The following is a 26,873-nucleotide window of genomic DNA, read 5'->3' as shown; positions in this document are numbered from 1 at the left end:
AGGTGATAAATGAAAAACCCCCTACATATTAAAAGCTCTGTACAGTCCTTGCGACTGTCACCAACGCTCGAAGTTAAGTTCTCGTCCGGTTCGGAAGCTGGAACCATTGAGGGCTATGCCAGCGCGTTCGGCGGCAACCCAGACAGTTACGGCGAAGTTGTTCAGAAAGGTGCTTTCACTCGTACCCTGAAAGAGCATCGGGCAAACGGCACTATGCCGGCAATGCTCTGGAGCCATAACCAGACACAACCAATCGGCAAGTGGACAGACATGTACGAAGATGACTTCGGTCTGTTTGTTAAGGGTAAGCTCAATCTAGAAACCAGCCACGGAAAAGATGCTCATGCTCATATCGTACATGGGGATGCTACCGGGTTTTCTATCGGGTTTAGGACTGCACCGAACGGACAGCGGAAAGATCAAAATGGCGCAACACTTTTAACAGATGTTGATCTGGTGGAAGTCAGCGCAGTCGTATTTCCAGCTAATCGCCGCGCTCTCGTAACGAGCGTAAAGACGCTTCAATCAAAATCCGAACTGATCGACATGCTTCGCGAAAATGGTCTTTCACGCGCCGCTTCTACACGAATTGCAGCCGGTGGCTGGCAAGCGCTCGCTGGTGCCGATCATGAGAAAGCATTTGAACTGGCCGACATGATTGATCGCGCCACACAGCAATTGAGAAAGTTATAATATGAATCTGATTAAAAATCACACCACCACCGCAGCAATCACCCATCTTGCAGCATCGGCCGCACCACTTCGCATCAAGGATGGCGGCGACCCGCTTGAGAACATTGCGAAGAAATTTGGTGATCATGCCGCTGAAGTTATGACCAAGCTTGGTGCCAGCAATGACCGCATCAAATCGCTTGAAAAATACATGGATGAGATGGCGGTAAAAAATGCCCTTGGCAATGTTCCAGCTCCAAGTCGTGAAGATGATACTATCGGCTATAGCGTTATTCGCGATGAAGACATGCAGAACTTTGCTGAAAAGTCTGTATCGGGTCGTGGCAGCGCAAGCATTCAAATTAAGTCGACACTCACCTCGGCCACAACCGATGCTGCTGGCTCGGTCGGTGCCGGTGTAGTGCCTTACCGTGACAGTGATTATGTTGGTCTGCCAAAGCGCCGCTTAAGCATCCGTGATCTGCTTCCAGTCGTTCAGGTGAGCGGTAACAGCGTTGAAGTGCTGATGCAGGCAGGATCTAATAACAATGCTGCAATGGTAGCTGAAGGTGAGCTTAAGCCAGGCAGTGATATGCAGCTGGCGCTTGCAACGGTTCCAATTCGTACCTTGGCCCATTGGATGAAGGCATCGCGTCAGGTTCTCGATGACATGCCACAACTCATGAGCATCATTGATGGTGAATTGATCTATGGCTTGAAGATCAAAGAAGAAGCGCAATTGCTCTATGGTGACGGTACAGGTCAGAACCTGAAAGGACTTGTGCCAAGTGCAACAGCATTCGCTGCTCCTGCTGGTGTAGTGGCAGGCACTGCAAATAGCATTGATACGCTTGGCCTTGCTATCCTGCAAAACGCATTGGAAGATTTGCCGGCTGACGGCATTGTTGTTCATCCTGCTGACTGGATGCAGATGCGTTTGCTCAAGAACAAGAATGATGAATACCTGCTTGGTAATCCTGCCACGAACCCTGCACGTGTTCTGTTTGGTCTGCCAGTGGTTGATACTGCTTCAATGGTAAAAGGAACCTTCCTCGTTGGACAATTCCAATCAGCGGCCACGCTCTATGACCGCTGGGAAGCACGTATCGAAGTTGGCTATGTGGCTGATGACTTCACACGCAACCTTGTGACTGTTCTTTGTGAAGAACGTATCGGCTTGGCAGTTAAGCGCGGTGCAGCTCTTACGCATGGTTCATTCCCAACAACACCAACAGGCGAATAGCCCACACCTAGCGGGTTGTCATGCCCCGCGTGGGTTATGGGGCGGTGCGGATACTCCTTGGCGCACCGCCCTTTTTTTATTGGAGAATGGGAATGGCTAAGAAACTAAAGATGATCAAACCATTGCTTACGACTATGAAGCCGTTGCTTGGCCCCACACCGGGCAGTCAGCGCAGTCGTGATGAGCATCGAGTAAGGCAAGAGCCTTGGCGGCGGTGGTATCGTGTAGCGCGCTGGCAGAAGCTACGCCTGATGATATTCACGCGTGATCTGTTCACCTGCCAGATGTGCAAGCGCATTGAACCAGACACGTCTCAGCTTGTTTGCGACCACATCCAAGTACATGGCGGCAATGAACGCATGTTCTGGGATGAGACTAACCTGCAATGCCTTTGCAAGTCCTGCCATGACGGCGAGAAACAGCGCCAAGACAATCAGGCAAGGCTCTATCGATGATGGGGGGGGCGGGGGTGAAAGTCTGAAAAGGTCGATCAGCGCGTACCCGCGTTCCCCCCACGGAGATATTTTTTCCTGCTGATCAATTTTGTTAAGTCTGACAGAAATAAAACAACCCAGTTTTAGACTGAAACCCATCATTTGTAGGCTTTCCAGTGTGTTTGCCAGCGTTAAGACTTAACATTTTATTTTCGGCAGACTTAACAACTTAACAGTTACTGATTACTGGCAGTTTATCCGGTTCCAATGCCCCGACTTTTGATCTGAGCGCAGACCGGCGTGGGAGTTTTCCTTTTTCGCGCTGCGACGAGTGAGTGGAATTAACTTAAGTAGCTTCAACAAAAAGAATGAAATTTAAATTCCTTTCAGCATCATTATTAAATAGAGAATCCTGAACTAAATAAATAATAATCTAATTTAGGATGAAGTCAGGGGGAGGCAATGGACGTTAATATTTCGAGCGTAGAAGTCTTTACTCATGTGCGTGTCATTATGGGAATTGTGCTTGGTCTCAGTATTTCACGACTACTAATGGGCGTTGCTCGTATCATTCAACACCCACAGCGAAAGAATATATACCCCATTCATCTAGGGTGGGTTGTATTCACGTTTCTGACTGTCGTTCATTTTTGGTGGTATGAATTATATTTAAACCAGACACTGGTGTGGAGATTTGAGGCTTACCTTTTTCTTATTTTCTTTGCCAGTTTGCATTTTCTAGCCTGCAGCCTTTTATTTCCCGATAGTATGGAAGGCTATTCTGGGTTCGAGCATTATTTCATGTCACGCCGCAGTTGGTTTTTTGGCATTTTGATAGCGATTTTCTTGGTTGATTTTGCTGATACAGCTCTAAAGGGCATGGATCATTTCCATAAATTGGGAATGGGGTATCTATTGCGGAATGGTTTTTTTGTTGTGGTTTTTGGAGCTGCTATTTATGCGCGACAGCAGAGAATGCAATGGCTTCTCCTTATCACGGCAATTGTCTGCCAGATCAGTTTTATTTGGCTACTGTACGATATTATATAGAAAGCTTCGTGATTAGATTGATATTGTCAACTTAATGTATCTGAATAGAATTCTATTGTTCATTAAATGTGGTAGTGTTTATAAAGCCAACATTTAGCGAATAGGCCATATCAACATGATCACAGCTCATGAGCTTTGCGCAGAGTTCGACATAGAGATTATTCCCGCCACCAGATATCCCGAACCTGGTCAGACGAGAGCCTTGGCGACAATCAGCCGGCTGATAGCAAAACACGGTGAAGGCCATGCGCGCATTGTCATGGCTACTCTGGCCGAAACAGCTGGCAAGCAAGGGCTGATCGACCAATACAGCCTATGGGCTGTCAGTGACCTTGTGAGAGCATGTTCTGACTGGATCGAAACAGACATGAGCGGATGGCTTGAGGCGTGGGATCATGTCCCCATGGGCTTTATTATGTGGGAGTGCCGCCATCTGTCAGGATTTGTCGGCCAACGCCAAGGAATAGCTGGAATGCTGTTTCTGATGCTATCCATGCATCGTGAAGGCAAGCGGTCAAATAAAGCCCCCAATTACAAAACACTTATGCGAGCCTATGACAGCGAGAAAGCCCGCCACAGGGCAACGTCAAAGGATTTAGAGGGTATCGCGGCTTAAGTATGCGATATTACTAATGATTGAGATGATCTTTTAGGGTGAGCATTTAGTCGCATTAGAAAAATATATGATCAATTTGAGTTGACATCACACCCGATGTTACATAGCTCTTGTCATAACAGCGCCCAGACCTCTGTTATCGACTTGTTCGGTATCATGTTTGGGCCTTCGTTTTTTTGGCGAGATTTATCTCATATGGCGGCAGGCCCTAAACCATTTAAATCGTATGCTGATCTTTGCACCTTGTTAGAAGCAAGGGGCATGACAACAGCCAATCGCAATCGAATGGAGCGAAAATTAGCACAAGTTGGTTATTACCGCCTAAGTGGTTTTTGGTACCCGTGTCGCAGATTTAAAGTAGATGACTATGGTCAGACTGTCATCTGTAATGTCACTAACGCGCCTCTAAGAGATGATGACTTCACTGAAAACACTACATTTGAGAAGGTATTTGACTTATACCTCTTCGATAAAAAATTACGCATCGCTTTACTAGATGCGATCGAACGTATTGAAGTTCAAGTTCGATCGATTATTGCCCATGAAATGGGTTATCATGACCCTTTAGCATATCAAAACAGCTCCTTTATCAATCCGAAACAAACTAAAAATTTCATCAAAAAAGACGGCTCTATAGGGAATATATATTCTGACTGGATAGCGAGACAGAACAGTCAAGTCGGCCGTTCAAAAGAAGATTATATTCTTTGGCACAGAAGTAATGGTATCGTCATGCCTTTTTGGGTTGTAATTGAAGCTTGGGATTTAGGGACGATTTCGAAATACTTTGAAATATTGAAGGCTAGCCATCAAAACAGAATATGCCGTAGGCTTAATATCTCATCGCCCAAAATATTAGTCTCTTGGTTAAAAGAGATCAATATATTGAGAAATCGGTGCGCACATCATGCCAGAGTATGGAACCAGCGCCAATCAAGTGCCTTGGTTGTACCGAATGGGGACCCATATTTTCAAAAAATAAGTCTTACAACTGATGGGTTAAACCGAATTTATGGAATGATTGCTGTTATCTGGTACTTAGTACGGCAGATAGGACCTAACTCTCATTGGCTACTAGAAGTAGCAGACATTGTGAATAAAAAACCGGATATACCGACATGCCCATTTTCAAGTATGGGCCTCCCGGATGAAAAGGGTTTTCAAGAGGATCTTTTTATTTAGCTCGACGTAGGAACGAGGGCTACTAACTCCAGCCAATCACAGTTTCCTGCATGACCCAGGCTGTTTAACCTCGCACGCTGTCATGAGATTTATGGCGATAGTGGAGCAGGCTTAAACCTGCTCCTTGCATCAAACGGTAATGGCATTATAGAAAGATACTTCCCCGTATAGATCATCGACCTTTGCCACGTCGATCCAAGCGCACATGTCGCCGTTATCGATTTGCAAGAGCCTCTTTACAACACGGAAATAACTTTCATTGAGTTCAATGAGATCACCGACTAATGGTAGGTAGTCCAAGTTTAGAGTGGCAAGCCCACCGTGATCGAAATTGTCGGTATCAAAGAATTTTACCTGCATACTCCCTCCTATTTTATAAAAAGCTGTCAACGGTTTAGTAAATGATCAAAGATTGATGGCGTGCATCACATCCACTCTGTGACAGGGCGTTACGTCTGATTATGCTTGCTTCACTGCCACTTGTTCATCCGTGATGATCACGTTCATCTTGTAGCCAGCCTTGCTCCCACGCCGCTGCTTCTGGGCCAATGTCACCGTCGTAAGGATTTACATTATTTCCTTCGCGGCGATCTTTTGCACCACGTTCGAAAGCTTCTTGAATTAAATCCTCTTGATCTTTTTTAGGCATCATTAACTCCCCTCCGTTTCCCGTAAGCTGGCAGAGGCGCGGCGGGTGGTCAAGGGGGCTCAAACTTGCTCAGTCTATCTATTTTCGTTTGGAGTCATCATAGCTCAATCGTTGTTGGTTTTTTTCATTGAACCATTCAGCCCATGACCGATTTCGTTTGGCGTCGATAAGCATGTAGGCTTCCGCTACTTCAACAAATTCATTCAGTTTTTGGGTTATTTGGTTTCTCGCGCTATGATCGTATGGTGCAAGATAGCTGAGGTTGTAAATCTCATTAAGAATATCGTTAACATCTTTCCCGAATAGAAACCGTCCTTTGGCAACAATCTCATGCGGAAGAGAAATCTCGTTTTGTGGTAATTCTTTCATTTGCAGGTAAATGCTAGCTAAGCGTCTTACATCCATATACACAGCAAACCGTTTATCAAAAATATCCAATAAGATTTTATCCCGGGCAGTGCGCCATTGTCTCCATGCAACATATGCTACTGAGGCACCTATAAAAAGCGGACCGAGGGCTGCAACAATCCTAATAAAGTAAGGTAGATCATTTTCCATTCGTTACCCCTTGGTTCATTGTAAGGACTTGCAGAAGTGGGGAGAAACGTCAATCCATGTCGCTTTCAACCGTACGATTTGATCGTAAGGTTGCCCCGACTTAATGTCACCATGTTGCATTTCATGTCGCGTGGAGCCGCCGCGACTCAGTGTAACCCATTGGAATCTATGGATAGTCATTTGCAACATGTTGCAGCATGATTTTAAGGTGGGTATTTGTTTAAGTAATTGATTTTATTGGTGATCCCGACTGGATTCGAACCAGTGGCCTACAGATTAGGAATCTGTCGCTCTATCCTACTGAGCTACGGGACCATCGAGGCAACACATACTGTGTTTTGTCAATTTCGCCAACCCGAAAACCTGTGCCATCAATGAGAAATTGGCAGCACAGGCCTTGGGAAAGCGTAAATTATCAAGCAGCCAATGCGGTTTCAACAACTTGCACGAAATAGCTGATGCCATAAGGAATGGCATCATCATTAAAATCATAGGCCGGATGATGCAGTCCGGCGCTATCGCCATTGCCAAGGAAAATATAACTGCCCGGACATTTTTCCAGCATATAGGAGAAATCTTCACCTGCCATCATTGGCGGGGTTTGGGTATCCACATTGGCTTCACCAACAATCTGTTTGGCAATGCGGGCAGAAAAATCGGTTTCAGCATCATGATTGAGAGTAACCGGATAATTTTTCTGGTATTTGACTTCAATCGAAGAGCCGGTGAGGGTGGCGATACCGGCAGCGGCTGCGCGGATCGCCTCTTCAGCTTCTATACGGGTGGTTTTGCTTAAACTACGCACTGTTCCGGCAAGGCGTGCTTGCTGCGGGATGACATTATGGGCGTCACCGGCGTGGAACTTTGTCACCGACACAACGAGCGAGTCCAACGGGTTGGTGCGGCGTGAAACAATGGCTTGCAAAGTGGTGATTAATTGTGCGCCCGCTACAACCGGATCAATGGTGATGTGCGGCATGGCCGCATGACCGCCTTTACCGGAGATGATGATGTCGAACTCATCGGTTGCTGCCATGATAGGGCCTTTACAGATGGCAAATTCACCCAATGGAATGCCAGGCCGGTTATGCAAGCCATAGACTTCGCGGATCTGGAATTTTTCCAGTAAACCGTCTTCAATCATGGCAAGACCGCCCGCGCCACCTTCTTCAGCTGGCTGGAAAATCAATGCGACAGAGCCACGGAAATTGCGTGTTTCGCTTAAATATTGTGCAGTGCCGAGCAGCATGGCTGTGTGGCCGTCATGGCCGCAAGAATGCGCTTTGCCGTCTGTTTGGGAAGCCCATTCCACACCGCTGGTTTCCTGAATAGGAAGTGCATCCATATCGGCACGCAGACCAATAACAGGGCCGTCACCGTGGCGGCCTTTGATGATGGCCACAACACCGGTGCGTCCGATGCCTGTTACTACTTCATCGCAGCCAAAGCTTTTTAGCTTTTCTTCGACGAATTTCGCGGTGTTGAAAACATCATAGAGCAATTCAGGATTTTGGTGCAGATAACGGCGCCATTCAGAGACTTCCGATTGCATTTCAACGGCACGATTTAGCACTGGCATAGATGAGCTCCGAAATTGATCAGTAAACCGGCGTGGTCGCCGGTGACTCTTGGGTGGTTTCCCTGCCACAGACTATTACTTTTGCATCAATGAGAGCAATGCCTGTTTGCCTTTTCTATGCCACATGCCTTAGATACGTCATGCTGAATATTTTAAGCGGCACCAGAACGGAATTAAATTAATGTTATTGAAACTGATCAAATGTTGCCTCTCCATAACGGCCTTAACCGCAACTGTATTAAGTTGTGCGGCCTTAAATGGCGCGGTGGCAGCGCCATATATTGTGGTGGATGTGGCAACGGGCAAAGTTTATGACCATGAAGATGCTTTCCAGCGCTGGTATCCGGCTTCGCTCACCAAGATGATGAGCGCTTATGTTGCGTTCCGTATGCTGGAAGCAGGGCAGGTCACACCAGATACGCCGGTGCGTATCAGTGTAACCGCTGCCAAGGAACCGCCAAGCAAAATGGGCTATAAATCCGGCTCAGTGATGACGCTTGATACAGCACTGAAAATCATGATGGTCAAATCGGCCAATGACGTATCAGTGGCGGTTGCTGAAACCTTGGGCGGCAGCGTCAATGGTTTTGCCAAAATGATGAATACCGAGGCTGCACGTTTAGGAATGAGCAGCTCTCATTTTGTTAATCCGCACGGTCTTCCTGATCCGCAAAATTACACGACTGCACGTGATCTGGCGATATTGGGTATGGCACTGCGTCAGCAGTTTCCGCAATATGCGCATTATTTTAACGTTGAGGCGCTCGATTTCACTGATGGTCACCGTCAGGAGCTCAACGGTAATATTCTGCTTGGCCGTTATAATGGTGCAGATGGTATGAAAACCGGCTTTATTTGCGCTTCCGGCTTTAATCTGGTGGCTTCGGCAACGCGTCAGGGCAGAACAGTGATGTCGGTGGTGCTGGGTGCGGAACGTCAGGAAACCCGTGCTGCTAAATCTGCCGAACTGATGGAAACAGCTTTCCGCGGTAATGCAGCCAATGCACCGGATTTGCGAAGTCTGGCACCTTATGGTCAAAACATTAATGTTGCAGCGGATTTGCGGGCGCAGATTTGTAATCAGGAAGCGATTGCAGCGCGCTGGGATGGTCGTGAGGTGGAAGGGTATATGCAAATAAACTCCCCCTATATTCACGATATCAAGCATGAGCCACGCGCAATTACAGTGGGCTTGACGCAAAAGGCACCGGAAACCAAACCGGGCCAGTTGCATATTTCACAAGTGCCGATCCCGCTTCAGCGTCCGGCAAAGCGCGGTTCTTGAAACTGAAGTTTAAATTTTAATGTCCGTCAGGAAGTAAGATCAAGTCATGAGTGCGTTCAGCCATCCTATTCCCGTTTCCGTTCTGACAGGATTTCTCGGTTCGGGAAAAACCACCCTGTTAAACCGATTGCTGAAAGATCCTGCACTCACCGATACGGCTGTGATCATCAATGAATTTGGCGAAATCAGCATTGATCATTTGCTGGTCGAACAATCCAGCGATGGCGTGATCGAGCTTGCTGACGGTTGTATTTGTTGCACTGTGCGTGGTGAGCTGGTCGACACACTGGCCGATCTGATTGACCGCTTGCAAACCGGTCAGCTGAAAGCTTTAAAACGTGTGGTGATTGAAACCACAGGCTTGGCTGATCCGGGGCCGGTTCTGAATGCCATTATGGGGCATCCGGTTTTGTTGCAGGCTTTCCGCTTGGATGGTGTGCTGACAACGATTGATGCTGTCAATGCGATGGCTACCATGGATGCGCATGAAGAAGCGGTGAAGCAGATTGCGATGGCTGACCGTATCATTATCACCAAAACCGATCTGGTTGATGACAAGGTCGCTTATGAGCATTTGTTGCAGCGTATTCGCCTGCTTAATCCATCAGCCGAATTGTTGAATGTTTCAGATCAACGAACCGATTATGCAAACCTGTTTGAATGCGGTCTTTATAATCCGGAAAAGAAAACAGCCGACGTGCAGCGCTGGCTGAATGCAGATGTTTTTGATGATGAGGATCATCACAAACATGATCACGATCATGCGCATGATCATGTTTGTGGCGAAGATTGCAGCCATGAGCATCACCACCATCATCATGATACGGCTATTCGCACTTTTGCATTAAAGCATGATCTGCCGGTGCCGTTTTCTGCTTTCGAGATGTTTGTTGATCTATTGCGCTCAAGCCATGGTGACAAACTCTTGCGGGTCAAGGGTATTGTGCAGATTGCAGAAGATCCGGATCGCCCGCTGGTCATTCACGGTGTGCAAAAGATTTTCCATCCGCCTGCACGTCTGCCGCAATGGCCGGAAGGCAAGCCGCAGACTGTGCTGGTGATGATCGTCAAAGATCTGGATGAAAACTATATCCGCGATTTGTTCAATGCATTCTTAGGCCGGCCTGGCATTGACCAGGCAGATGGGGCTGCAATGACGGATAATCCGTTGGCTATTCCCGGCTTTAGACTGAAGTAAGTTCAGGCTTTTTCAATGCGGAAGATAAAGACAACACCATCATTTTCTTGATGAATGATGGTGTGGCCTTCATTTGTGCAAAAATGCGGAATGTCGAGGCGTGACATTGGATCAGTGGTGTGCACTTCCAGTACATCTTTGCTTGCCAGACCTTGCAATTTACGCCGTGTTTTCAACACTGGAAGCGGGCAGTTAAGCCCGCGTAAATCGTAAATGACGACCTGCTTCTTCTCAGACATATCCATTATTTTTTGAATATGCCCCAGAGGCTTTTTTTCTCAGGTACGGCACCGGTGACAGTTGTATCTGCCGGCTGGTTTGCTTCTTGCACCATAATACTGCCTTCAGCAGCTGCCGGTGTAACTGCCGGATTGCCAGAAGGGACAGGGACGCTCGCCGGAGTTTCGTTTTGAATACTGGCCGGCAGTGGCGCCGGAACACTTGCGGGCGTTGTGGCGGAAGGCGTTGCGGCTGGTGTAGCCGCTGGAACTGAATAGTTTAGGGATGGTGGTTCACGTGAAACTTTTTCACCGCGGGCGCGCGCTGCACTCCAGGTAGAAACCAGTTTAGCCTCAGCCAGTCCTGCAATGGAAGGTGACAGAGGTTTGCCGCTTTTGGTGGTTGCTGCACTAAATGCGGCTTCGTAAGTTTTGTGATAGCTGGTGAAGGCTGTGCTGATTGTTTCCGATTGCATGGTCGGCGGGCAGGCAGCCGTTGCCGGACTACCGCTAGGAATAGCATTATTATTGAAGACATAGCGCTTTTCGCACACATCCACTTTTGGCGGCACTTTGGTCACTTCAAAAGCATCATAGCCTTGCTTGAGCATTTTCCAGAATTCATAATTAGGATCGTTGCGATAGCGCGCCATATTGGCGGCAGTCATCCGGAAAGGAAATGCCTGAATTTGGAATGCACGCTGACCACCGACAAAGGCATCGCGGCCAAAGGCGTAAATTTCTGAAACTTGCTCATCGGTCATTGAATAGCAACCGGCTGACGAGCAGGCGCCATGTACCATCAAATGCTGACCGGTGCGGCCATGGGCACGATCATAAGCATTAGGGAAGCCCATATTAAAGGCCAGATAATATTGTGAGTTCGGATTCATCTGGCCTGGATAAACGGTGTAGAAACCTTCCGGCGCCTGACGGTCACCTTCCACAAATTTAGGGCCGAGTTTGCCCGACCATTTACAGATTTCATAGGAAGAAATCATGTCGTAGCGGCCATTATTTTTCTGTTTCCAGACCTCTAAAACACCTTCTTCTTTGAAAATACGAACCATGACAGGCGAAGTGCGGGTCATGCCCTTTGCCTTCATTTGATTGACGATTTTCTGCGGTAGCGGCTTTTCAGCTTTACGTGCGACATCGTCAAATACAGAGCCCTGACAACCGGCTAAAAGCACGGAAGCCATCAAGCTTGCAAAAATTGCGGTTCTGATTTTCATACCCGTCATGCCTACTTAACTCGTGCGACACATCATCAATATGACCGATTGATCGGCCTTTGGAAAGAAAAAGTCTAGCCTGAAAACCTTTCAGTTAGGTTGACAAACCGCTGAATTAGTTAGCCAAAGAAAGCTTTTTTAGCAATTCCCGCTATTTTTGGTTATTCCGGCGTAGTTTCTCATCCATAGTTTAAGTCTAAGTAATAATTGAATATTACGCAAATTAGACAAATCTATGAGCGATAATAAGCGAGGTAACAGTTTGTAACAGGCTGATATAATCGCATAAAAAAGCCCGGTATTGTGACAATACCGGGCTTTTTTAAATTTTAAATGGATAGGCAGAGATTAGATGTTTCTGCCTATTTCGAGGAACTTCTTGCGGCGTTCCTGCTTCAATGTTTCACCATCAACACCCTTCATCGAGCGCAAAGATGCGGCAATGATTTCGCCGGTGGCATCCATTGCTGCAACACGGTCACGATGCGCACCGCCCATAGCTTCAGGGATAATGCCGTCAATAACTTTCAGCTCGAACAGATCCTGCGCGGTGATACGCATATTGGCTGCTGCATCTTTAGCACGCGTCGAATCATGCCACAGAATGGAAGCTGCACCTTCCGGTGAAATAACCGAGTAGATGGAGTTTTCCAGCATGTAAACGCGGTTGGCAACAGCGATTGCAATCGCGCCACCCGAACCACCTTCACCAAGGATGATGGAAATCATCGGCACTTTCAGATTGAGGCTGGCAGCTGTTGAACGCGCAATGGCTTCTGCCTGACCGCGTTCTTCCGCGCTGATGCCCGGATAAGCACCTGCCGTATCAACAAGGGAAATAACCGGCAGACCAAAACGGTCAGCCATTTCCATCACGCGCACAGCTTTGCGATAGCCTTCAGGACGAGCCGAACCAAAATTGTGCTTCAAGCGGGTTTTGGTGTCATGGCCTTTTTCCTGACCAAGCACCGCAACAGCTTCACCGTTGAAACGGGCAAAACCAGCTTGCAATGCGTCGTCATTGGCAAATTTACGGTCACCGGCCAGCGGCGTGAATTCGGTGAACAGATGATTGATGTAATCCAGGCAATGCGGACGATCTGGATGGCGGGCAACTTGTGTTTTCTGCCATGGTGTCAGCTTGCGATAAAGATCGCGCAAAGCATCTGAAGAACGCTTTTCAAGGCGTTTGATTTCGTCGCTCATATCGACGCTGCCATCTTCTTCACTGAGCTTTTTCAGCTGGAGAATTTGACCTTCAAGATCGGCGACTGGTTTTTCAAAATCGAGGTAATTGTACATATGGCCTGACTGTGTATGCGTTTTTCAAAGCAAACGTGTTGGGTCTCATGAGGACTGAGCCTCGACAAGTTATAGATATTCATTCTTACCCCAAAGTGCAAATCCGAGGCAAAAGTTTTTTCTTCTCATACCTTCCGCGAGCTCAATCGGCAAGCGGGTGGTGATCATTTACAAGTTTGTGCAGTCTTTCTTCGAGAACATGGGTGTAAATTTGTGTCGTAGAGATGTCCGAATGTCCTAATAATTGCTGAACCGCGCGTAAATCAGCGCCATTTTGCAATAAATGACTGGCAAAAGCATGGCGAAGAACGTGAGGCGATACACTATTTGCAGAAATACCGGTGCGTGCGGCCAAGGCTTTTAAATCACGGGCAAAGACCTGACGCGCCAAATGGCCGCTTTCGGATGGTGCCGGAAAAAGCCAGGGATTATCTTCATAATCAGCACGTGCACCGCGCAAATCCAGATAAAACTGTAAAGCATCACGCGCTTTTGATGATAATGGGACGATCCGTTCTTTGGAACCTTTACCGCGTACCAGCAAAAAACGCTGGTCGGAACGCGCCACACTCACCGGCAGACTAACAAGTTCGGAAACGCGCAAACCTGTCGCGTATAGTGTTTCAAGCAACGCATAAAGGCGCACGCATTGAAACTTTGTCAGCGGTGGCGGTGGTGTTTCAGCCTCTGCTTGCGCGCGATCCAGCAGTTTGGAAACCGTATCTTCGCTCATGATTTTAGGCAAAGACATTTGTTTTTTCGGCGCATCGAGCGTGCCGGTCGGGTCATCGCCACGCAGGTTTTCTGTATAAAGAAAGCGGAAGAACTGTTTGAGAGACGAAAGACGGCGCGCCTGCGAACTGGCTGCAAAACCCAAAACTGCCATTTGATTGAGGCAATCGCGCAAATCCTGCGGCTGTGCTTCTACCAGATTGACGGACTTTTCCTTCAAAAAGTCTGCACAAGCCTCCAGATCGCGCCGATAGGATTCAAGCGTGTTTTGTGCAGCACCTCGCTCGGCACTCATCATTTCCAGAAAGCTTTCAATCGCAACAGCTGCACGCATGTTCAATCTTTTTCCTCAGATAAAGTATCATCTTCATCATTACTTGAAACTGGTGCAACAGGGGGAGAAAGTGGCACAGGATTAAGGTCTTTAGCCGGAATTTTAATGGTGATATCAGTTTGTACCGGTTTCACATAGGTAACCAACGCCAACATGATACCATAAACGGCAGCGGCGATCAGAGCGAGAACCAGAACCAGACGTGTCAGTGTGGGCATAAGGTTTTTATGCTCGCAAGCTCTTCGGAAAGCAAGGCTCTCTATTATTGAACCGTATTATAATGCGTTTTTGCGGCGAAAGCCCGATAAAGCAATTGACGTAGGCTGTGTTTTCATGTGGAACCAAATCAGCAGACCGGATGAGGGCAATGACAAGCAGTAATAAAAATACACATCTCCATGAGAATGCTGAACGGGTAAAAGAATTGCTCGGTTCTCGCGTTCTGGTTCTCGTGGGGCTTATGGGAGCGGGCAAGTCCACTATCGGCAAAAAGATAGCGACGATGTTGGGTTTGGCTTTTAAAGACGGCGACAATGAAATTGAAGGCGCTTCACGTATGAGCGTGACCGAACTTTTTGAAAGTTACGGTGAGGTGGAGTTTCGTGATCTGGAACGTCGCGTGATCCTGCGTTTGCTGGAGGCAGGCCCGATGGTGCTGGCCACCGGTGGTGGCGCTTATATGAATGCTGAAACCCGTCAAAGCATTGCAGATCACGGCATTTCTTTATGGCTTGATGCCGAGCTTGATGTGTTGATGGAGCGTGTTTCAAGACGCCAGAACCGGCCGCTTTTGAAAAATGCCGACCCGCGTGGTGTGATGAGCCGCCTGATTGATGAACGCTATCCGGTTTATGCACAGGCAAATTTGCGTTTCATGTCGCGAGAAGACCGCAAAGACGTGATTGCCAGCGAAGTAATCGATCTGTTGCTCGAACATCTTGAAGCTGAAAAGAACTGAATAAGACAGCTAACTGCCCCAGAGGAGACACAAGAATGAATGCCCCGCATACAGACGCAACAAATAACAATGTTGATACCGTGACAGTTCCGGTTGTGCTGGGAGATCGTTCTTATGACATTATCATCGGTGACAAGCTGATTGAGCGCGCGGGCGCGGAAATCGCGGCACGTCTTGGTAAAATCCGTGTTGCCGTGGTGACAGATGAAAATGTCGCCAAACATCATCTGGAGCGGTTGACTGCAAGTCTTGCGCATAAAGGTATTGAGGCAACGCCGATTATTGTATCTGCGGGTGAAAAATCCAAAGCTTTTGCCACGCTGGAAACTGTTACCAATGCTGTTCTGGCGGCACGTCTGGAGCGCGGTGATGCCGTAGTCGCCCTTGGCGGCGGCGTGATTGGTGATTTGAGCGGCTTTGTTGCGGGCATTGTGCGTCGCGGCATGAAGTTCATTCAAATCCCGACATCTTTATTGGCGCAGGTCGATTCTTCCGTTGGCGGAAAAACCGGCATCAATACGGCGCATGGTAAAAATCTGGTCGGTGTTTTCTATCAGCCTCAATTGGTGCTGGCCGATACCGGTGTTTTGAACACTTTATCCCCGCGCGAATTTCGTGCCGGTTATGCGGAAGTGGCCAAATATGGTCTGATCGACCGCCCAGATTTCTTTGCATGGCTAGAGCAGAATTGGAACGATGTGTTTGCCGGTGGTACAGCGCGTACCCATGCCATTGCGGAATCCTGCCGCTCCAAGGCTGCCGTTGTGGCGCGTGACGAGCGTGAACATGGTGACCGGGCTTTGCTGAATCTTGGCCATACATTCGGCCATGCGCTGGAAACAGCAACCAATTACGACTCATCCCGTCTGGTTCATGGAGAAGGTGTGGCAATTGGTATGGCGCTGGCCTATCGTTTTTCTGCCCGTATGAACCTATCTTCGGTGGAAGCAGCCGAACGTGTGGAAGCTCATTTGCAGGCTGTGGGTCTGCCGACAAAGCTTTCACAGGTGCCGGGTGGTTTGCCGGACGCGACAAGCCTGATGGCTTCCATTGCGCAGGATAAAAAAGTGTCGCGCGGTGCACTGACATTTATTTTGACCCGCGGCATCGGTGAGAGTTTCATTGCCAAAGATGTGCCACACTCTGCCGTATTAGAGTTTTTGAAAGAAAGCCTGAACCGTTAAATTCTGCTTTTTTACTGCTTTGTAAATGTTGTTTTTGTATTGCCGCAGTTGCTGCGTTAAAACCAATTGAGCCAGCAAAGCTCATGAATACGGAGAATTCCGATGACGGCCACATTATGGATCATGTGCGGTATTATCCTTTTATGTGTGATTTTCTCAGGCTTTTTCTCAGGCTCTGAAACGGCACTCACCGCAGCTTCACGTGCTCGGATGTTGGGTTTCGAGCAGCAGGGTGATGAACGCGCCACAATCGTTCAGCGTTTGATTGCGCGGCGCGACCGTCTTATCGGTGCATTGCTGATCGGCAATAATCTGGCTAATATCTTGGCGTCTTCTTTGGCGACCAGTATTTTTATGAGCCTGTTTGGTGATGCAGGCGTGGCTTATGCAACGATTGCTATGACGATCATTCTGGTTATTTTTGCAGAAGTGTTGCCAAAATCATGGGCAATTTCCACACCTGATCGGTTTGCTTTAGCTGTAGCCCGCCCAACCTCAGTTGTGGTTAGCATTATTGGCCCGCTTTCCAGTGTGGTGAACTGGATTGTCCGTGTGATTTTAAAACTTTGCGGCGTTAATCTGGCGACTGGCAGCTCGATGCTTTCTCCGCAGGAAGAGCTGCGCGGTGCGGTGGAAGTTTTGCACCGTGATGGCTCAGTGATCAAATCCGACCGTGACCAGTTGGGCGGTTTGCTCGATTTGCGCGAGCTGGAAGTCAGCGATGTGATGGTACACCGCACCGCTATGGGTACAATCAATGCCGATGATCCGGCTGACGTTTTGGTGAAAGAAATTCTGGCCAGCTCGCATACGCGTATGCCGTTATGGCGCGATGATATTGATAATATTGTCGGCATCATTCACACCAAAGATCTGGTGCGTGCGCTTTATGATGTCGATAATGACTTTTCCCGTATCGACATCATGAAAGTTGCTACAAAACCGTGGTTTGTGCCGGATACAACCACATTGCAGGATCAGCTCAACGCCTTTTTGCGCCGCAAAGCCCATATAGCCATTGTCGTGGATGAATATGGTGATGTGCAGGGTCTGGTCACATTGGAAGATATTCTGGAAGAGATTGTCGGCGATATTGCCGATGAGCATGATATCGATATGCAGGGCGTGCGTCCGCAGCCGGACGGCTCATATATTGTTGACGGTTCATTGCCGATCCGTGACTTGAATCGAGCGCTTGACTGGTCATTGCCTGATGAAGAAGCCACAACCATTGCAGGTCTCGTCATTCATGAGACGCAGTCCATTCCGGATGTGAAGCAGGCTTTCACATTCCACAACAAGCGTTTTACCGTTTTGAAGCGGGAAAAGAACCGGTTGGCGCGATTGCGAATCGTGGCACTGGATGCAGAAGGCAAGCCGACCAATGCCAATCAACCGGCTGAATATGAAATCTGAGGGAGCTTGCATATCAGCTCCCTTAAGGTAAATGTTTGGAAAATTAGCGGCGGGTTGCTTCACCCGGCGCGCTTGGTTCAAGCGCTAAAGCATGAACGCCATTGTTGAGCTCGTCGCTCAGTAACTCGTTGATGGCACGATGGCGGGCAATACGGGAAAGACCGATAAATTTATCAGTGATGATAATGACACGAAAATGTGTCTCTCCGGTGCCGTCATAGGTCTCATGATGGCCGTTTTCTTCGTGATGATGGCCAGCATGCAGGTGGCTTTCATTGCGTACTTCTAGAAATTCAGGAGAGAAAGCCTGATTAAGTTTCTGTTCAATGGTAGTTTGTATGCTGTTATTCATGGACATTTGCTCAACTTCTCCCCATATAGGTACTAACTCCCATATAAGTGACGTGATTACGTCTTGATGTGGGGCAAATCCGCACAGGAAGCAGATGTTTCGTCCTCGCTTTATCATGAATCTGCATCATGATAAAAAGTCAATTCTTGTTTGAAAACTCTTTATCCGCATAATTTGACATCATGACAATCAATTCAAAATATTTCGACAGCATTCGTATTGGTGGTAAGAAGAAGGCCGAGGCTAAGTCGTCGGTGCCTGATTGCCGATGGGATGGATGCCTCAAACCTGGAACGCATAAAGCGCCGGTCGGACGTGATCGTGAAGGTGAGTATTTTCATTTTTGTATCGATCATGTCAGGGAATATAATAAGAGCTTTAACTATTTCTCCGGCGTTTCAGACGGTGAAATTGCACGTTTGCAAAAGGAAGCTCTGACCGGCAACCGGCCTACTTGGACAACCTCGTCTAACTCAGCATCCGGTGCTTCCCGCACTTCGCCCGATATGGCACGAATGCGCTCAGGGTCGGCGGCTTATCACAACCGTATACGCGATCCTTTCAACTTGTTTAAAGACCAGAAGGATAATGCCCGCGCAGCGGCACAATTGCGCAAACCACGTGCTTTGGAGGCAAAAGCGCTTGGGACATTAGGATTGGATGCCAGCGCTTCAAGCGATGACATCAAAACCAAATATAAGGAATTGGTGAAGCAGCACCATCCCGACCGTAATGGCGGTGATCGCGCTTCGGAAGACCGCTTCCGTGATGTTATTCAAGCCTATCAATTGTTGAAGTCATCGGGTTTTTGCTCGTAAAAGCTTCAATAATGAATGTAACACTGCTTTATATTTGAGTATTTATTGCTCTTTTGGTTAAAACAGTGAAATAAATATCTGATCACGGCACGAGTTCAGCTTGAACCGTGACAGTTCAGACGTTAGAAAAAATGTGAAGTACAGACGGACATTTTTTGTCGCATAGCGTTATCTACAGCTCATGCCAAGATGCCCGCATTATTTAACAGGGCATCCCGTTGTTTAAAAAACGCGGATAGCTTGCGAGAAAGCAAAAGGAATGAGCGGCTGGTTCTCCTCCCCTGCCGCTTTGGAGGCATGATGAATAAGGTTGAGCGGGATATCACCAATTTGCCGGATACAACAGTATCGGTACGCGAAGTATTCGGGATTGATTCCGATTTGCAGGTTCCTGCATTTTCGATGACTGATTCGAATGTGCCGGACATCGATCCTGATTATCTATTTGATAAACAAACAACATTGGCGATCCTTGCAGGCTTTGCCTATAACCGCCGCGTTATGGTGTCGGGCTATCACGGTACTGGTAAGTCCACCCATATCGAACAGGTTGCAGCACGCCTCAACTGGCCTTGTATCCGCGTCAACCTCGACAGTCATGTCAGCCGTATTGATCTCGTCGGCAAAGATGCAATCGTTGTCAAAGACGGTATGCAGATTACCGAATTTAAAGATGGTATTCTGCCTTGGGCTTATCAGCGCAATGTTGCGCTGGTGTTCGATGAATATGATGCCGGTCGCCCTGATGTGATGTTCGTGATCCAGCGCGTGCTGGAAGCTTCAGGCCGTTTGACACTGCTCGATCAGAGCCGCGTCATCAATCCGCACCCATCTTTCCGTTTGTTTGCGACCGCCAACACTGTGGGCTTGGGCGATACGACCGGTCTTTATCACGGTACACAGCAGATCAACCAGGCACAGATGGACCGTTGGTCAATCGTGACCACCTTGAACTATCTGCCGCATGACAATGAAGTTGCAATCATTTTGGCCAAAGCCAAACATTACCAGAATGAAGAAGGCCGCGACATCGTCAATAAGATGGTGCGCGTTGCCGATATGACCCGTCAGGCTTTCATCAATGGCGATTTGTCCACCGTGATGAGCCCGCGTACAGTAATTACTTGGGCTGAAAATGCTGCAATCTTCAATGATGTGGGCTTTGCTTTCCGCGTAACATTCCTTAACAAATGTGATGAGCTGGAACGCGCGATTGTGGCTGAGTTCTACCAACGTGCATTTGGTGCTGAATTGCCAGAATCGGCAGTTAACGTCGCTCTGGCTTGAAAGCGGTGAATTGTGATGGCCGGAATAGGGGCAGGTGCAGGCGATAATTCGCGGCAGAGGCGGCAAACGCCAATCGATTCGGAACCGTTCAAACGGGCAGTAACCGCATGTATGCGGGCTATTGCCGGTTCCAACGAGTTCGAGGTCGGTTTCAGTAATGATCGTCCGGCTTTGACCGGCAATCGTGCCAGATTGCCGGATCTGCCGAAGCGACCAACCGCGAATGATATTGCTATCACGCGTGGTTTGGGCGATTCGATGGCGTTGCGTCAAGCGCGCCATAATCCGCGCATTCATGCAGGTCTGGCACCGGAAGGCAAACAGGCGCGCGCTATTTTTGACGCGGTTGAACAAGCGCGCGTTGAAGCCATCGGCGCACGTGCCATGGTTGGTGTCGGCGATAATTTAAGCTCTATGCTGGCCGATAAATATGCTCGCGCCAATTATACAGCTGTCATGGAAAAAGAAGAGGCTCCTCTCGAAGAGGCTGTTTCTTTGCTGATCCGTGAAAAGCTGACCGGTCGTGAGGCGCCGAAAGAAGCCGGCAATTTGCTGGATTTGTGGCGCGACTGGATCGAAGACAAAGCCGGTGCGGATATCGAGCATTTGGTCGAAAACCTAGAAGATCAGGATGCGTTTGCGCGTGTTGTGCGCAATATGCTGGCTTCGATGGAAATGGCGGAAGACTTATCACAAAATCCTCAAGACGATAATAATGAGGAACAGAGCGACGATACGCCAGACCCGGAAGAAAACGAAGACGGCGGTGCTGAAGAGCAGGAAGGCTCTGACCAGACGGAAAACGAAGAATCGGAAGATTCCAGTGATGACGGCGAACAGGGCGAAATGGAAGCCACTGACGCTAATTCGGACGATCTGGATGACGGCGAGGAAATCGATGCCGAAACGCCGGGCGAAGCCCGTCGTCCGGGGCAACCGTTTGATAATCTGGCGCAGCAGCTTGATTATAAAGTTTTCACCCGTGAGTTTGACGAAACGGTGGAAGCAACCGATCTGTGCGATGAGGCAGAGCTTGAGCGCTTGCGCGGTTTTCTCGACAAGCAGCTTGCCAATTTGCAAGGCGTTGTTGGCCGGCTTGCCAACCGTTTACAACGTCGTTTGATGGCGCAGCAAAACCGTTCATGGGATTTCGATCTGGAAGAGGGCTATCTTGATACCGCACGTTTGATGCGTGTGGTGATCGACCCGACTCAGCCGCTTTCTTATAAATGGGAACGCGATACGGATTTCCGCGATACAGTGGTGACACTGGTGATTGATAATTCCGGCTCAATGCGTGGTCGTCCGATTACTGTCGCAGCAACTTGCGCTGATATTCTGGCACGCACTCTGGAGCGTTGCGGCGTTAAAGTCGAAATTTTGGGCTTTACCACCAAAGCATGGAAGGGCGGTCAATCGCGTGAAGCATGGCTTGCGCGTGGCAAGCCAGCAGCACCAGGTCGTCTGAATGACCTTCGCCATATCATTTATAAGGCTGCAGACGCCCCGTGGAGACGTGCACGTCGCAATCTTGGCCTGATGATGAGGGAAGGGCTGCTGAAAGAGAATATCGACGGTGAAGCGCTTATTTGGGCACATCAGCGTTTGCTGGCGCGTTCTGAGCAGCGTAAAATACTGATGGTAATCTCTGATGGTGCGCCGGTTGACGATTCTACGCTTTCGGTTAATCCCGGCAACTATCTTGAACGTCATTTGCGTGGCGTGATTGAAGAGATTGAAACGCGCTCACCGGTCGAGCTGATTGCAATTGGTATCGGCCATGACGTGACCCGTTACTATCAGCGCGCGGTGACGATTGTCGATGCCGAAGAACTGGCGGGCGCGATGACCGAACAGCTTGCTTCACTCTTTGAAGAACAGGGACATAAAGGCGGTTCAAAACGCTGATCTGAGTCTCAGACCTATTAAAAAAGCCTCCGGAAGCAGTTCGTTTCCGGAGGCTTTTTTATGTTTCAGTCTTTAATTCACGCTTGTTGGCGTGTTGAAGCCAGCACAATTTCCCGGATACAAACACCCTGCGGTTGCTCATAAGCATAGAAAATGGCACGCGCGACATCTTCAGGACTCAACACGGATGCACCCATATTTTTCTTCCAGTCTTCATAGCCGGCTTTGATGATTGTGCCATGCTGACGCTTAACCATTGAGCCTGCCACCGCATGGATGCCATTAAGCAATCCTTTGACATTGACCTCCAGCATACGATCCCATTCATCAGGGTTTTGATTGGTCATATCGCCCAGCAACATGACGCCTGCATTATTGATGATTACATCGGCTGCACCATAGAGGCTTTCAGCCTGTTTAACCGCCTCAATCAAGCCTGCGCGATCAGTCACATCCACAGCCTTGCATAGGATGTGCGGCAAATGCAGCGCTTCCATGATTTCAAGACGGCGCGCCAAGAGCACCAACGGATAACCGCGCTTTGCAAACAGTTTCGCCGTGGCAAGGCCAATGCCGGAGCTGGCACCGGTTATAATCACGAGACGAAGCTTTTGTTTGTGCAAAGACATTTAAAAAAATCCTTATCTGAAAAAAGAAAACCGGTGCAGAAACATTTGATTGAAAGCTCTAGTAAAGCGTAAAATCAGCGTTTCGGCAAACCGGTTTGGAAATTTCATCAGATAAAGAAGGAAGAGCCGCTATTTTGAAACAAGCGGCTGAGAATGTATTTTTAACGGGTTTTGTCAGGTGAATAAACCGCTGGCATGAAGATTGCCAGAATCGCGCCATAAGGCACCAGCATCAGCGTGCCCATGATAACTTTGATGAGGAAATCACCAATCGCCAGCGACATCCACAGCGCTACCGGCTGGCCTAGAAATGGCACAATTTCGGTGAGTGAAGAATCAGTGTGGCCGGTCATCTGGTCGATCCACGCAAATTGCGCGGCAAAAGCGATGGAGAAAAACAAAATAGTATCCAGCACCGAGCCAAGCATAGCGGCGGCAAAGGGGGCTTTCCACCATGATAAACGGCGCAAACGGTCAAAGACGCTGATATCGAGCATTTGCGCGAATAAAAATGCACTGCCGGATGCAATAGCGATTCGCGGTGTTGCCAGCCAGATCGACATAATCACGCCAAGCACAAAACCTGCCAACACCACTTTACGCGCAGCCTGCGGGCCATAGCGGCGATTGGTGAGGTCATTGACGAGGAACGCCAGCGGATAGGTGAAGGCACCCCAAGTGAGAATATCGCCAAGTCCGAAATAGTTGAACTGATACTGGACAAGGATATTGGAGGCGGCAACAGATACGCACATTGCCAAGATAGCCGGCAGCAGAGCCAAAACAGCTGGAATCAAAGTGCGGGTATTTAAAGTTCGTTCACTGAACATTTTTTTATCCTGGGTAATGGAACCAGTTGCAGATCTGGGATCTTAGGACAGCAAAAAGGGTCGACCAAGGCCGACCCCGCGATTATTTGGCCATAAAAGGCTTAAATATTAAGCGCTTACAGCTTCAGCTTGCTTTTTAGCAATCTGGCGCTTCAGAAGACGTGCGCGCTGTGACAGCTCTTTGTCGTCTGATTTAGCAAGGAATGAATCCAAACCACCGCGATGTTCTACGGAACGCAGAGCATGGGCGGAAACACGCAAACGATAGCTCATGCCCAAAGCATCGGACATCAGGGTTACGTTGCAAAGGTTTGGCAAAAAGCGGCGACGCGTCTTGTTGTTCGCGTGGCTGACATTGTTGCCGTATTGGACCGCTTTACCGGTCAATTCACAAGCGCGGGACATTTTGGTCTCACCTTCAAAATTCTGTTTCTCAAGGCCCCGACCTGAATGCCCGAACTAATACACATCACAGCTAAAACTGCTGCTGGCGCGCAATATCGGACAGGCGGCCTAAAGGGAAAGTTGCGTTTCTATAGTGTCCGGAGCGCAAACAGTCAAGTCGCTTTGCAACGTCAAGGCTATTTTGCTTGGTCTTACTTGCCACAAAAGATCGGCTTGACGCTCTTTATGCGGGATAAGTTAACGAAACATAACTTTGCCTATTTTAGCTGTTTCACACTTCAATACAAGTTTTAAAGGATAAATTTGCTGCAAATATGGTTTGAATCACCGAACGGAGGCCTCTTTATGTCGATTATAAAATTTTTATTGGTGGGGTCTGTCGGTTTTGCAAGCTTAATGTCGCAAAATGCTTCAGCGTATGCTGATGATGTTTATGCCACCCAATACAGGATTTCTATCATTGGTTTGACGATTGCCCGCGCCAATACGCAGACCCATATTGGCCAGAATGATTATATTTTGAAAGGTGATTTTGCCAGTTCGGGAATCGCTCGTATCTTCGATCAGACCGATGGCACCTTGTCGATCAACGGCAAAATGGCTAAGGGCAGTTTTTGGCCAAGCTCTTATCATTTGCAATATCAACATAAGAAAAAAGCCAAATCGACGACGATCCGTTTTGCTAATGGCCGTGTAACAGATACCAAAAATTCACCGGCAGTAAAAAAACGCGATCCTTGGGTAGCGCTGACCGAAGTACATTTGAAAAACATTTCCGATCCGATTTCAGCGATGATGATTAGGGCAAAATCACCGCAGGATGTTTGTGCACAAGTCTTGAAAACCTTTGATGGTCAGACGCGGGCTGATTTACGTTTGACCTATTCGGGAAAGGGCAAATATTCCACTAAAGGTTTTAAAGGTGAAACCGTGGAATGTACCGCTCGCTTTGTGCCGCTGGGTGGTTATCAAAAGGACAAAGAATCAATTAATTATCTGGCCAATAAGAGTAAGATCAGTATAAGTTTTGCAACACTTGGAAATTCAGGCATTTATGCCCCGGTAGAAGCACGCATCGGCACAAAAATAGGAACGGTTAAAGTTTCAGCCACGCGTTTTGAAAAAGTAAACTGATCGCATTCCAGTCAGTGAACTGACAACACAGGGGACGTGTGGTCAGGGGGAATTGAAACGGGAGGGGACGTGGCAACTCTGGTTGGCTTTGCAGCCATTCTTATGTGGGCTTTGCTCGCTTTATTCACGGCTGCGTCAGGTCAGGTGCCGCCATTTCAGCTTTCAGCCATGAGCTTTGCTATTGGAGCTTGTTTAGGGATCATTTCCTGGATTTGGCGACCGCAAGCGATCAAAAATCTTCGCCAGCCAGCTGTTGTGTGGCTGGTGGGCGTGGTCGGGCTGTTCGGCTACCACTTTTTATATTTTACCGCATTGCGCAATGCGCCGCCCGTCGATGCCAGTCTGATCGCTTATCTGTGGCCACTCTTGATCGTTGTTGGCTCTGCTTTGATGCCGGGTGAGAAATTGAAATATTATCACATTGCCGGAACGCTGCTGGGGCTTGGCGGTATGGTGCTGGTGGTGACCAAAGGTGGCGGCATTGGCTTTGATGCCCGTTATGGCTTTGGTTATCTGGTGGCGGCACTTTGTGCGGTGACGTGGGCCACCTATTCATTGTTGTCTCGCCGCTTCAAGCAAGTGCCCACCGATGCTGTGACCGGCTTTTGTGCAGCAACTGCGGTTTTATCACTGCTTTGCCATTTGATGCTGGAACAAACCGTCTGGCCGGAAAATACCAGCCAGTGGGTGGCCATTTTGGGCTTGGGGCTTTTGCCGGTGGGGGCGGCCTTTTATGCATGGGATTATGGTGTCAAGCGCGGCAATATTCAGGTCTTGGGTGCAGCCAGCTATGCAGCGCCTCTATTATCCACGCTTGTGTTAATTGTGGCGGGTGCTGCCGAACCGAGCTGGCGTATTCTGGCCGCTTGTTTACTCATTACTGCCGGTGCGGTTCTGGCAGCAAAGGACATGATTTTCAAACGTAAATCATGAGGATTGGTGGTGAATGCACTCGTCATGATTGCTTAAAACTTCAATGACACGGCATTCATCCACGCGGCCATGAGCACAGCTTTCCAGCATTTTTTGCAATTCTGCTTTTAAAGCCATTAATTTAGCAATGCGCTTCTCCACATCAATCAGCCTTTCACGCGCCAATTGATCTGCAATGGTGCAGGGCTGACCGGGATTATCCTGCAAGTGCAGCAAAGCACGGATAGCTTCGACTTCAAAGCCGAGCTCACGCGCGTGCCTGATAAAGATCAATCGGCGAATATCGGCCTGTTCATAAAGACGGCGGTTGCCTTCACTTCGTTCCGGTGCCGGCATAAGACCGGACTGTTCATAATAACGGATTGTCGGCACTTTGACGCCGCTGCCAGCCGAAACTTCTCCAATAGTGAAATTTGCCATTTTTACTCTTGCTCCTCTAGTCACTAGAGGAAGTAGGCTGTCTCCAATTAAGATTCAAGGAGTAGTCATTATGGCAGGGGATTCGAGCAGAAGCAGCCAGCAAATCCGCTATCAGATTGAAGGTATGGATTGTGCATCCTGCGCAACCAAAATTGATACAGCCGTGCGTCGTGTTGAAGGCGTGGAGGATGTTTCGGTGTCGGTCACGAGTGGTTCCATGAAGGTTAGCACTCAGGGTGACCGTGACGCTGAGATCATCCGTAAAGTGGAAAGTCTTGGCTATAAAGTCAGCCGCGATGCACCACAGACAAG

General features: G+C 48.5%; 30 protein-coding genes, 1 tRNA gene and 1 pseudogene. 17 read left to right on the top strand and 15 right to left on the bottom strand.

All coding sequences use genetic code 11. The annotated features are described in order from the left end of the window. Positions 1-9: 9 nt before the first annotated feature. The 6 genes from ACI0FR_RS00870 to ACI0FR_RS00845 all read left to right on the top strand — a co-directional run bounded on the left by ACI0FR_RS00870 (position 10) and on the right by ACI0FR_RS00845 (position 5,197). On the top strand, positions 10-693 hold the full coding sequence (locus tag ACI0FR_RS00870) for an HK97 family phage prohead protease (protein ID WP_404906793.1): 684 nt from the start codon (positions 10-12) through the stop codon (positions 691-693). A 1-nt stretch (position 694) separates the two neighbouring features. After that, positions 695-1,915, top strand: a complete 1,221-nt coding sequence (locus ACI0FR_RS00865) for a phage major capsid protein (protein ID WP_404906794.1) — start codon at positions 695-697, stop codon at positions 1,913-1,915. Positions 1,916-2,007: 92 nt separating this feature from the next. Beyond that, positions 2,008-2,370: an HNH endonuclease gene (locus tag ACI0FR_RS00860; protein ID WP_404906795.1), complete on the top strand. Its 363-nt coding sequence runs from the start codon at positions 2,008-2,010 to the stop codon at positions 2,368-2,370. 441 nt (positions 2,371-2,811) lie between these two features. Next, positions 2,812-3,399 carry a hypothetical protein gene (locus ACI0FR_RS00855; protein WP_404906796.1) on the top strand — a complete coding sequence of 196 codons (588 nt, stop codon included), beginning with the start codon at positions 2,812-2,814 and terminating at the stop codon, positions 3,397-3,399. Between the two features lie 115 nt (positions 3,400-3,514). Next, complete coding sequence (locus ACI0FR_RS00850) at positions 3,515-4,015, top strand: hypothetical protein (protein WP_404906797.1); 501 nt, start codon at positions 3,515-3,517, stop codon at positions 4,013-4,015. A gap of 195 nt (positions 4,016-4,210) precedes the next feature. Next, entirely contained in the window at positions 4,211-5,197 is a 987-nt protein-coding gene (locus tag ACI0FR_RS00845) for an Abi family protein (RefSeq protein WP_404909737.1), read from the top strand. A 129-nt stretch (positions 5,198-5,326) separates the two neighbouring features. Here the strand turns inward: ACI0FR_RS00845 and ACI0FR_RS00840 are convergent, their stop codons facing one another. The 5 genes from ACI0FR_RS00840 to ACI0FR_RS00820 all read right to left on the bottom strand — a co-directional run bounded on the left by ACI0FR_RS00840 (position 5,327) and on the right by ACI0FR_RS00820 (position 7,983). Next, a complete protein-coding gene (locus tag ACI0FR_RS00840; protein WP_404906799.1) occupies positions 5,327-5,557 on the bottom strand; it encodes a hypothetical protein in 231 nt (76 codons plus the stop codon). Positions 5,558-5,681: 124 nt separating this feature from the next. Then, the gene (locus ACI0FR_RS00835) at positions 5,682-5,849 is read right to left on the bottom strand and encodes a ribosome modulation factor (protein ID WP_404909739.1); all 168 of its coding nucleotides are present in this window, start codon (positions 5,847-5,849) and stop codon (positions 5,682-5,684) included. Between the two features lie 75 nt (positions 5,850-5,924). Beyond that, entirely contained in the window at positions 5,925-6,404 is a 480-nt protein-coding gene (locus ACI0FR_RS00830) for a hypothetical protein (protein WP_404906801.1), read from the bottom strand. Positions 6,405-6,642: 238 nt separating this feature from the next. Continuing rightward, positions 6,643-6,719, bottom strand: a tRNA-Arg gene (locus ACI0FR_RS00825). A gap of 100 nt (positions 6,720-6,819) precedes the next feature. After that, entirely contained in the window at positions 6,820-7,983 is a 1,164-nt protein-coding gene (locus tag ACI0FR_RS00820) for a M20 aminoacylase family protein (protein ID WP_404906802.1), read from the bottom strand. A 181-nt stretch (positions 7,984-8,164) separates the two neighbouring features. Between ACI0FR_RS00820 and ACI0FR_RS00815 the strand changes: the two genes are divergently transcribed. Both ACI0FR_RS00815 and ACI0FR_RS00810 read left to right on the top strand, forming a co-directional pair. Then, positions 8,165-9,268: a D-alanyl-D-alanine carboxypeptidase family protein gene (locus tag ACI0FR_RS00815; RefSeq protein WP_404906803.1), complete on the top strand. Its 1,104-nt coding sequence runs from the start codon at positions 8,165-8,167 to the stop codon at positions 9,266-9,268. Between the two features lie 46 nt (positions 9,269-9,314). Next, entirely contained in the window at positions 9,315-10,466 is a 1,152-nt protein-coding gene (locus ACI0FR_RS00810) for a CobW family GTP-binding protein (RefSeq protein ID WP_404906804.1), read from the top strand. Positions 10,467-10,468: 2 nt separating this feature from the next. Here the strand turns inward: ACI0FR_RS00810 and ACI0FR_RS00805 are convergent, their stop codons facing one another. The 5 genes from ACI0FR_RS00805 to ACI0FR_RS00785 all read right to left on the bottom strand — a co-directional run bounded on the left by ACI0FR_RS00805 (position 10,469) and on the right by ACI0FR_RS00785 (position 14,505). After that, positions 10,469-10,705 (bottom strand): sulfurtransferase TusA family protein, encoded by a 237-nt coding sequence (locus ACI0FR_RS00805; RefSeq protein ID WP_404906805.1) that lies wholly within the window; start codon positions 10,703-10,705, stop codon positions 10,469-10,471. A gap of 5 nt (positions 10,706-10,710) precedes the next feature. Continuing rightward, positions 10,711-11,919 (bottom strand): hypothetical protein, encoded by a 1,209-nt coding sequence (locus tag ACI0FR_RS00800; protein ID WP_374828825.1) that lies wholly within the window; start codon positions 11,917-11,919, stop codon positions 10,711-10,713. Positions 11,920-12,267: 348 nt separating this feature from the next. After that, entirely contained in the window at positions 12,268-13,221 is a 954-nt protein-coding gene (locus ACI0FR_RS00795; protein ID WP_374828824.1) for an acetyl-CoA carboxylase carboxyltransferase subunit alpha, read from the bottom strand. A 142-nt stretch (positions 13,222-13,363) separates the two neighbouring features. Then, a complete protein-coding gene (xerD, locus tag ACI0FR_RS00790; RefSeq protein ID WP_404906806.1) occupies positions 13,364-14,287 on the bottom strand; it encodes a site-specific tyrosine recombinase XerD in 924 nt (307 codons plus the stop codon). Between the two features lie 2 nt (positions 14,288-14,289). Continuing rightward, complete coding sequence (locus tag ACI0FR_RS00785) at positions 14,290-14,505, bottom strand: recombinase (protein ID WP_374828822.1); 216 nt, start codon at positions 14,503-14,505, stop codon at positions 14,290-14,292. Positions 14,506-14,654: 149 nt separating this feature from the next. Here ACI0FR_RS00785 and ACI0FR_RS00780 point away from each other — a divergent pair, with 149 nt between their 5' ends. From ACI0FR_RS00780 to ACI0FR_RS00770, 3 genes are all read left to right on the top strand, one after another. Then, entirely contained in the window at positions 14,655-15,245 is a 591-nt protein-coding gene (locus ACI0FR_RS00780; RefSeq protein ID WP_374828821.1) for a shikimate kinase, read from the top strand. A 35-nt stretch (positions 15,246-15,280) separates the two neighbouring features. Continuing rightward, positions 15,281-16,429 carry a 3-dehydroquinate synthase gene (gene aroB, locus ACI0FR_RS00775; RefSeq protein WP_374828820.1) on the top strand — a complete coding sequence of 383 codons (1,149 nt, stop codon included), beginning with the start codon at positions 15,281-15,283 and terminating at the stop codon, positions 16,427-16,429. A gap of 102 nt (positions 16,430-16,531) precedes the next feature. After that, a complete protein-coding gene (locus tag ACI0FR_RS00770; protein WP_404906807.1) occupies positions 16,532-17,845 on the top strand; it encodes an HlyC/CorC family transporter in 1,314 nt (437 codons plus the stop codon). Between the two features lie 43 nt (positions 17,846-17,888). On the opposite strand, the gene ACI0FR_RS00765 is transcribed toward ACI0FR_RS00770, so the two are convergent. Further along, positions 17,889-18,203 (bottom strand): BolA family protein, encoded by a 315-nt coding sequence (locus ACI0FR_RS00765; RefSeq protein ID WP_374828818.1) that lies wholly within the window; start codon positions 18,201-18,203, stop codon positions 17,889-17,891. Between the two features lie 176 nt (positions 18,204-18,379). Here ACI0FR_RS00765 and ACI0FR_RS00760 point away from each other — a divergent pair, with 176 nt between their 5' ends. The 3 genes from ACI0FR_RS00760 to cobT all read left to right on the top strand — a co-directional run bounded on the left by ACI0FR_RS00760 (position 18,380) and on the right by cobT (position 22,210). Continuing rightward, a complete protein-coding gene (locus ACI0FR_RS00760) occupies positions 18,380-19,015 on the top strand; it encodes a J domain-containing protein (protein WP_374828817.1) in 636 nt (211 codons plus the stop codon). 300 nt (positions 19,016-19,315) lie between these two features. Then, positions 19,316-20,302 carry a cobaltochelatase subunit CobS gene (gene cobS, locus ACI0FR_RS00755; protein ID WP_374828816.1) on the top strand — a complete coding sequence of 329 codons (987 nt, stop codon included), beginning with the start codon at positions 19,316-19,318 and terminating at the stop codon, positions 20,300-20,302. Between the two features lie 15 nt (positions 20,303-20,317). Beyond that, complete coding sequence (gene cobT / locus ACI0FR_RS00750) at positions 20,318-22,210, top strand: cobaltochelatase subunit CobT (RefSeq protein ID WP_404906808.1); 1,893 nt, start codon at positions 20,318-20,320, stop codon at positions 22,208-22,210. Between the two features lie 77 nt (positions 22,211-22,287). Here cobT and ACI0FR_RS00745 read toward each other — a convergent pair whose 3' ends face one another. From ACI0FR_RS00745 to rpmB, 3 genes are all read right to left on the bottom strand, one after another. Further along, positions 22,288-22,839 (bottom strand): SDR family oxidoreductase, encoded by a 552-nt coding sequence (locus tag ACI0FR_RS00745; protein WP_404906809.1) that lies wholly within the window; start codon positions 22,837-22,839, stop codon positions 22,288-22,290. Between the two features lie 161 nt (positions 22,840-23,000). After that, positions 23,001-23,669: a queuosine precursor transporter gene (locus ACI0FR_RS00740; RefSeq protein WP_374828813.1), complete on the bottom strand. Its 669-nt coding sequence runs from the start codon at positions 23,667-23,669 to the stop codon at positions 23,001-23,003. Between the two features lie 108 nt (positions 23,670-23,777). Beyond that, on the bottom strand, positions 23,778-24,074 hold the full coding sequence (rpmB, locus tag ACI0FR_RS00735; protein ID WP_343802514.1) for a 50S ribosomal protein L28: 297 nt from the start codon (positions 24,072-24,074) through the stop codon (positions 23,778-23,780). Positions 24,075-24,419: 345 nt separating this feature from the next. Here rpmB and ACI0FR_RS00730 point away from each other — a divergent pair, with 345 nt between their 5' ends. Continuing rightward, positions 24,420-25,208, top strand: coding sequence for a DUF3108 domain-containing protein (locus ACI0FR_RS00730; protein ID WP_374828812.1), 789 nt, complete (start codon positions 24,420-24,422; stop codon positions 25,206-25,208). 102 nt (positions 25,209-25,310) lie between these two features. Next, positions 25,311-26,141: an aromatic amino acid exporter YddG gene (gene yddG, locus ACI0FR_RS00725; protein WP_404906925.1), complete on the top strand. Its 831-nt coding sequence runs from the start codon at positions 25,311-25,313 to the stop codon at positions 26,139-26,141. On the opposite strand, the gene ACI0FR_RS00720 is transcribed toward yddG, so the two are convergent. Beyond that, complete coding sequence (locus ACI0FR_RS00720) at positions 26,136-26,561, bottom strand: MerR family transcriptional regulator (RefSeq protein WP_374828811.1); 426 nt, start codon at positions 26,559-26,561, stop codon at positions 26,136-26,138. The two genes, yddG and ACI0FR_RS00720, sit on opposite strands and share 6 nt — an antisense overlap. 70 nt (positions 26,562-26,631) lie before the next feature. Here ACI0FR_RS00720 and ACI0FR_RS00715 point away from each other — a divergent pair. After that, a pseudogene (locus tag ACI0FR_RS00715) lies at positions 26,632-26,850 on the top strand (cation transporter); the annotation flags it as partial. Between the last annotated feature and the right edge of the window lie 23 nt (positions 26,851-26,873).

Source organism: Paenochrobactrum sp. BZR 201-1 (assembly GCF_044987585.2).
GTDB classification, from domain to species: Bacteria; Pseudomonadota; Alphaproteobacteria; order Rhizobiales; family Rhizobiaceae; genus Paenochrobactrum; species Paenochrobactrum pullorum.
This window is presented reverse-complemented; position numbering and strand designations above follow the sequence as displayed.

What these genes read in the sequence shown, in the direction of transcription:
- ACI0FR_RS00835 (WP_404909739.1), bottom strand. Translation starts at nt 5,849, where the DNA reads ATGATGCCTAAAAAAGATCAAGAGGATTTAATTCAAGAAGCTTTCGAA.
- ACI0FR_RS00745 (WP_404906809.1), bottom strand. Translation starts at nt 22,839, where the DNA reads ATGTCTTTGCACAAACAAAAGCTTCGTCTCGTGATTATAACCGGTGCC.
- ACI0FR_RS00805 (WP_404906805.1), bottom strand. Translation starts at nt 10,705, where the DNA reads ATGTCTGAGAAGAAGCAGGTCGTCATTTACGATTTACGCGGGCTTAAC.
- ACI0FR_RS00855 (WP_404906796.1), top strand. Translation starts at nt 2,812, where the DNA reads ATGGACGTTAATATTTCGAGCGTAGAAGTCTTTACTCATGTGCGTGTC.
- cobS (WP_374828816.1), top strand. Translation starts at nt 19,316, where the DNA reads ATGAATAAGGTTGAGCGGGATATCACCAATTTGCCGGATACAACAGTA.
- ACI0FR_RS00870 (WP_404906793.1), top strand. Translation starts at nt 10, where the DNA reads ATGAAAAACCCCCTACATATTAAAAGCTCTGTACAGTCCTTGCGACTG.
- ACI0FR_RS00800 (WP_374828825.1), bottom strand. Translation starts at nt 11,919, where the DNA reads ATGAAAATCAGAACCGCAATTTTTGCAAGCTTGATGGCTTCCGTGCTT.
- cobT (WP_404906808.1), top strand. Translation starts at nt 20,318, where the DNA reads ATGGCCGGAATAGGGGCAGGTGCAGGCGATAATTCGCGGCAGAGGCGG.
- ACI0FR_RS00760 (WP_374828817.1), top strand. Translation starts at nt 18,380, where the DNA reads ATGACAATCAATTCAAAATATTTCGACAGCATTCGTATTGGTGGTAAG.
- ACI0FR_RS00815 (WP_404906803.1), top strand. Translation starts at nt 8,165, where the DNA reads ATGTTATTGAAACTGATCAAATGTTGCCTCTCCATAACGGCCTTAACC.
- ACI0FR_RS00765 (WP_374828818.1), bottom strand. Translation starts at nt 18,203, where the DNA reads ATGTCCATGAATAACAGCATACAAACTACCATTGAACAGAAACTTAAT.
- ACI0FR_RS00845 (WP_404909737.1), top strand. Translation starts at nt 4,211, where the DNA reads ATGGCGGCAGGCCCTAAACCATTTAAATCGTATGCTGATCTTTGCACC.
- ACI0FR_RS00850 (WP_404906797.1), top strand. Translation starts at nt 3,515, where the DNA reads ATGATCACAGCTCATGAGCTTTGCGCAGAGTTCGACATAGAGATTATT.
- ACI0FR_RS00730 (WP_374828812.1), top strand. Translation starts at nt 24,420, where the DNA reads ATGTCGATTATAAAATTTTTATTGGTGGGGTCTGTCGGTTTTGCAAGC.
- yddG (WP_404906925.1), top strand. Translation starts at nt 25,311, where the DNA reads ATGTGGGCTTTGCTCGCTTTATTCACGGCTGCGTCAGGTCAGGTGCCG.
- ACI0FR_RS00820 (WP_404906802.1), bottom strand. Translation starts at nt 7,983, where the DNA reads ATGCCAGTGCTAAATCGTGCCGTTGAAATGCAATCGGAAGTCTCTGAA.
- rpmB (WP_343802514.1), bottom strand. Translation starts at nt 24,074, where the DNA reads ATGTCCCGCGCTTGTGAATTGACCGGTAAAGCGGTCCAATACGGCAAC.
- ACI0FR_RS00785 (WP_374828822.1), bottom strand. Translation starts at nt 14,505, where the DNA reads ATGCCCACACTGACACGTCTGGTTCTGGTTCTCGCTCTGATCGCCGCT.
- ACI0FR_RS00740 (WP_374828813.1), bottom strand. Translation starts at nt 23,669, where the DNA reads ATGTTCAGTGAACGAACTTTAAATACCCGCACTTTGATTCCAGCTGTT.
- ACI0FR_RS00780 (WP_374828821.1), top strand. Translation starts at nt 14,655, where the DNA reads ATGACAAGCAGTAATAAAAATACACATCTCCATGAGAATGCTGAACGG.
- ACI0FR_RS00720 (WP_374828811.1), bottom strand. Translation starts at nt 26,561, where the DNA reads ATGGCAAATTTCACTATTGGAGAAGTTTCGGCTGGCAGCGGCGTCAAA.
- ACI0FR_RS00840 (WP_404906799.1), bottom strand. Translation starts at nt 5,557, where the DNA reads ATGCAGGTAAAATTCTTTGATACCGACAATTTCGATCACGGTGGGCTT.
- ACI0FR_RS00865 (WP_404906794.1), top strand. Translation starts at nt 695, where the DNA reads ATGAATCTGATTAAAAATCACACCACCACCGCAGCAATCACCCATCTT.
- xerD (WP_404906806.1), bottom strand. Translation starts at nt 14,287, where the DNA reads ATGCGTGCAGCTGTTGCGATTGAAAGCTTTCTGGAAATGATGAGTGCC.
- aroB (WP_374828820.1), top strand. Translation starts at nt 15,281, where the DNA reads ATGAATGCCCCGCATACAGACGCAACAAATAACAATGTTGATACCGTG.
- ACI0FR_RS00795 (WP_374828824.1), bottom strand. Translation starts at nt 13,221, where the DNA reads ATGTACAATTACCTCGATTTTGAAAAACCAGTCGCCGATCTTGAAGGT.
- ACI0FR_RS00830 (WP_404906801.1), bottom strand. Translation starts at nt 6,404, where the DNA reads ATGGAAAATGATCTACCTTACTTTATTAGGATTGTTGCAGCCCTCGGT.
- ACI0FR_RS00810 (WP_404906804.1), top strand. Translation starts at nt 9,315, where the DNA reads ATGAGTGCGTTCAGCCATCCTATTCCCGTTTCCGTTCTGACAGGATTT.
- ACI0FR_RS00860 (WP_404906795.1), top strand. Translation starts at nt 2,008, where the DNA reads ATGGCTAAGAAACTAAAGATGATCAAACCATTGCTTACGACTATGAAG.
- ACI0FR_RS00770 (WP_404906807.1), top strand. Translation starts at nt 16,532, where the DNA reads ATGACGGCCACATTATGGATCATGTGCGGTATTATCCTTTTATGTGTG.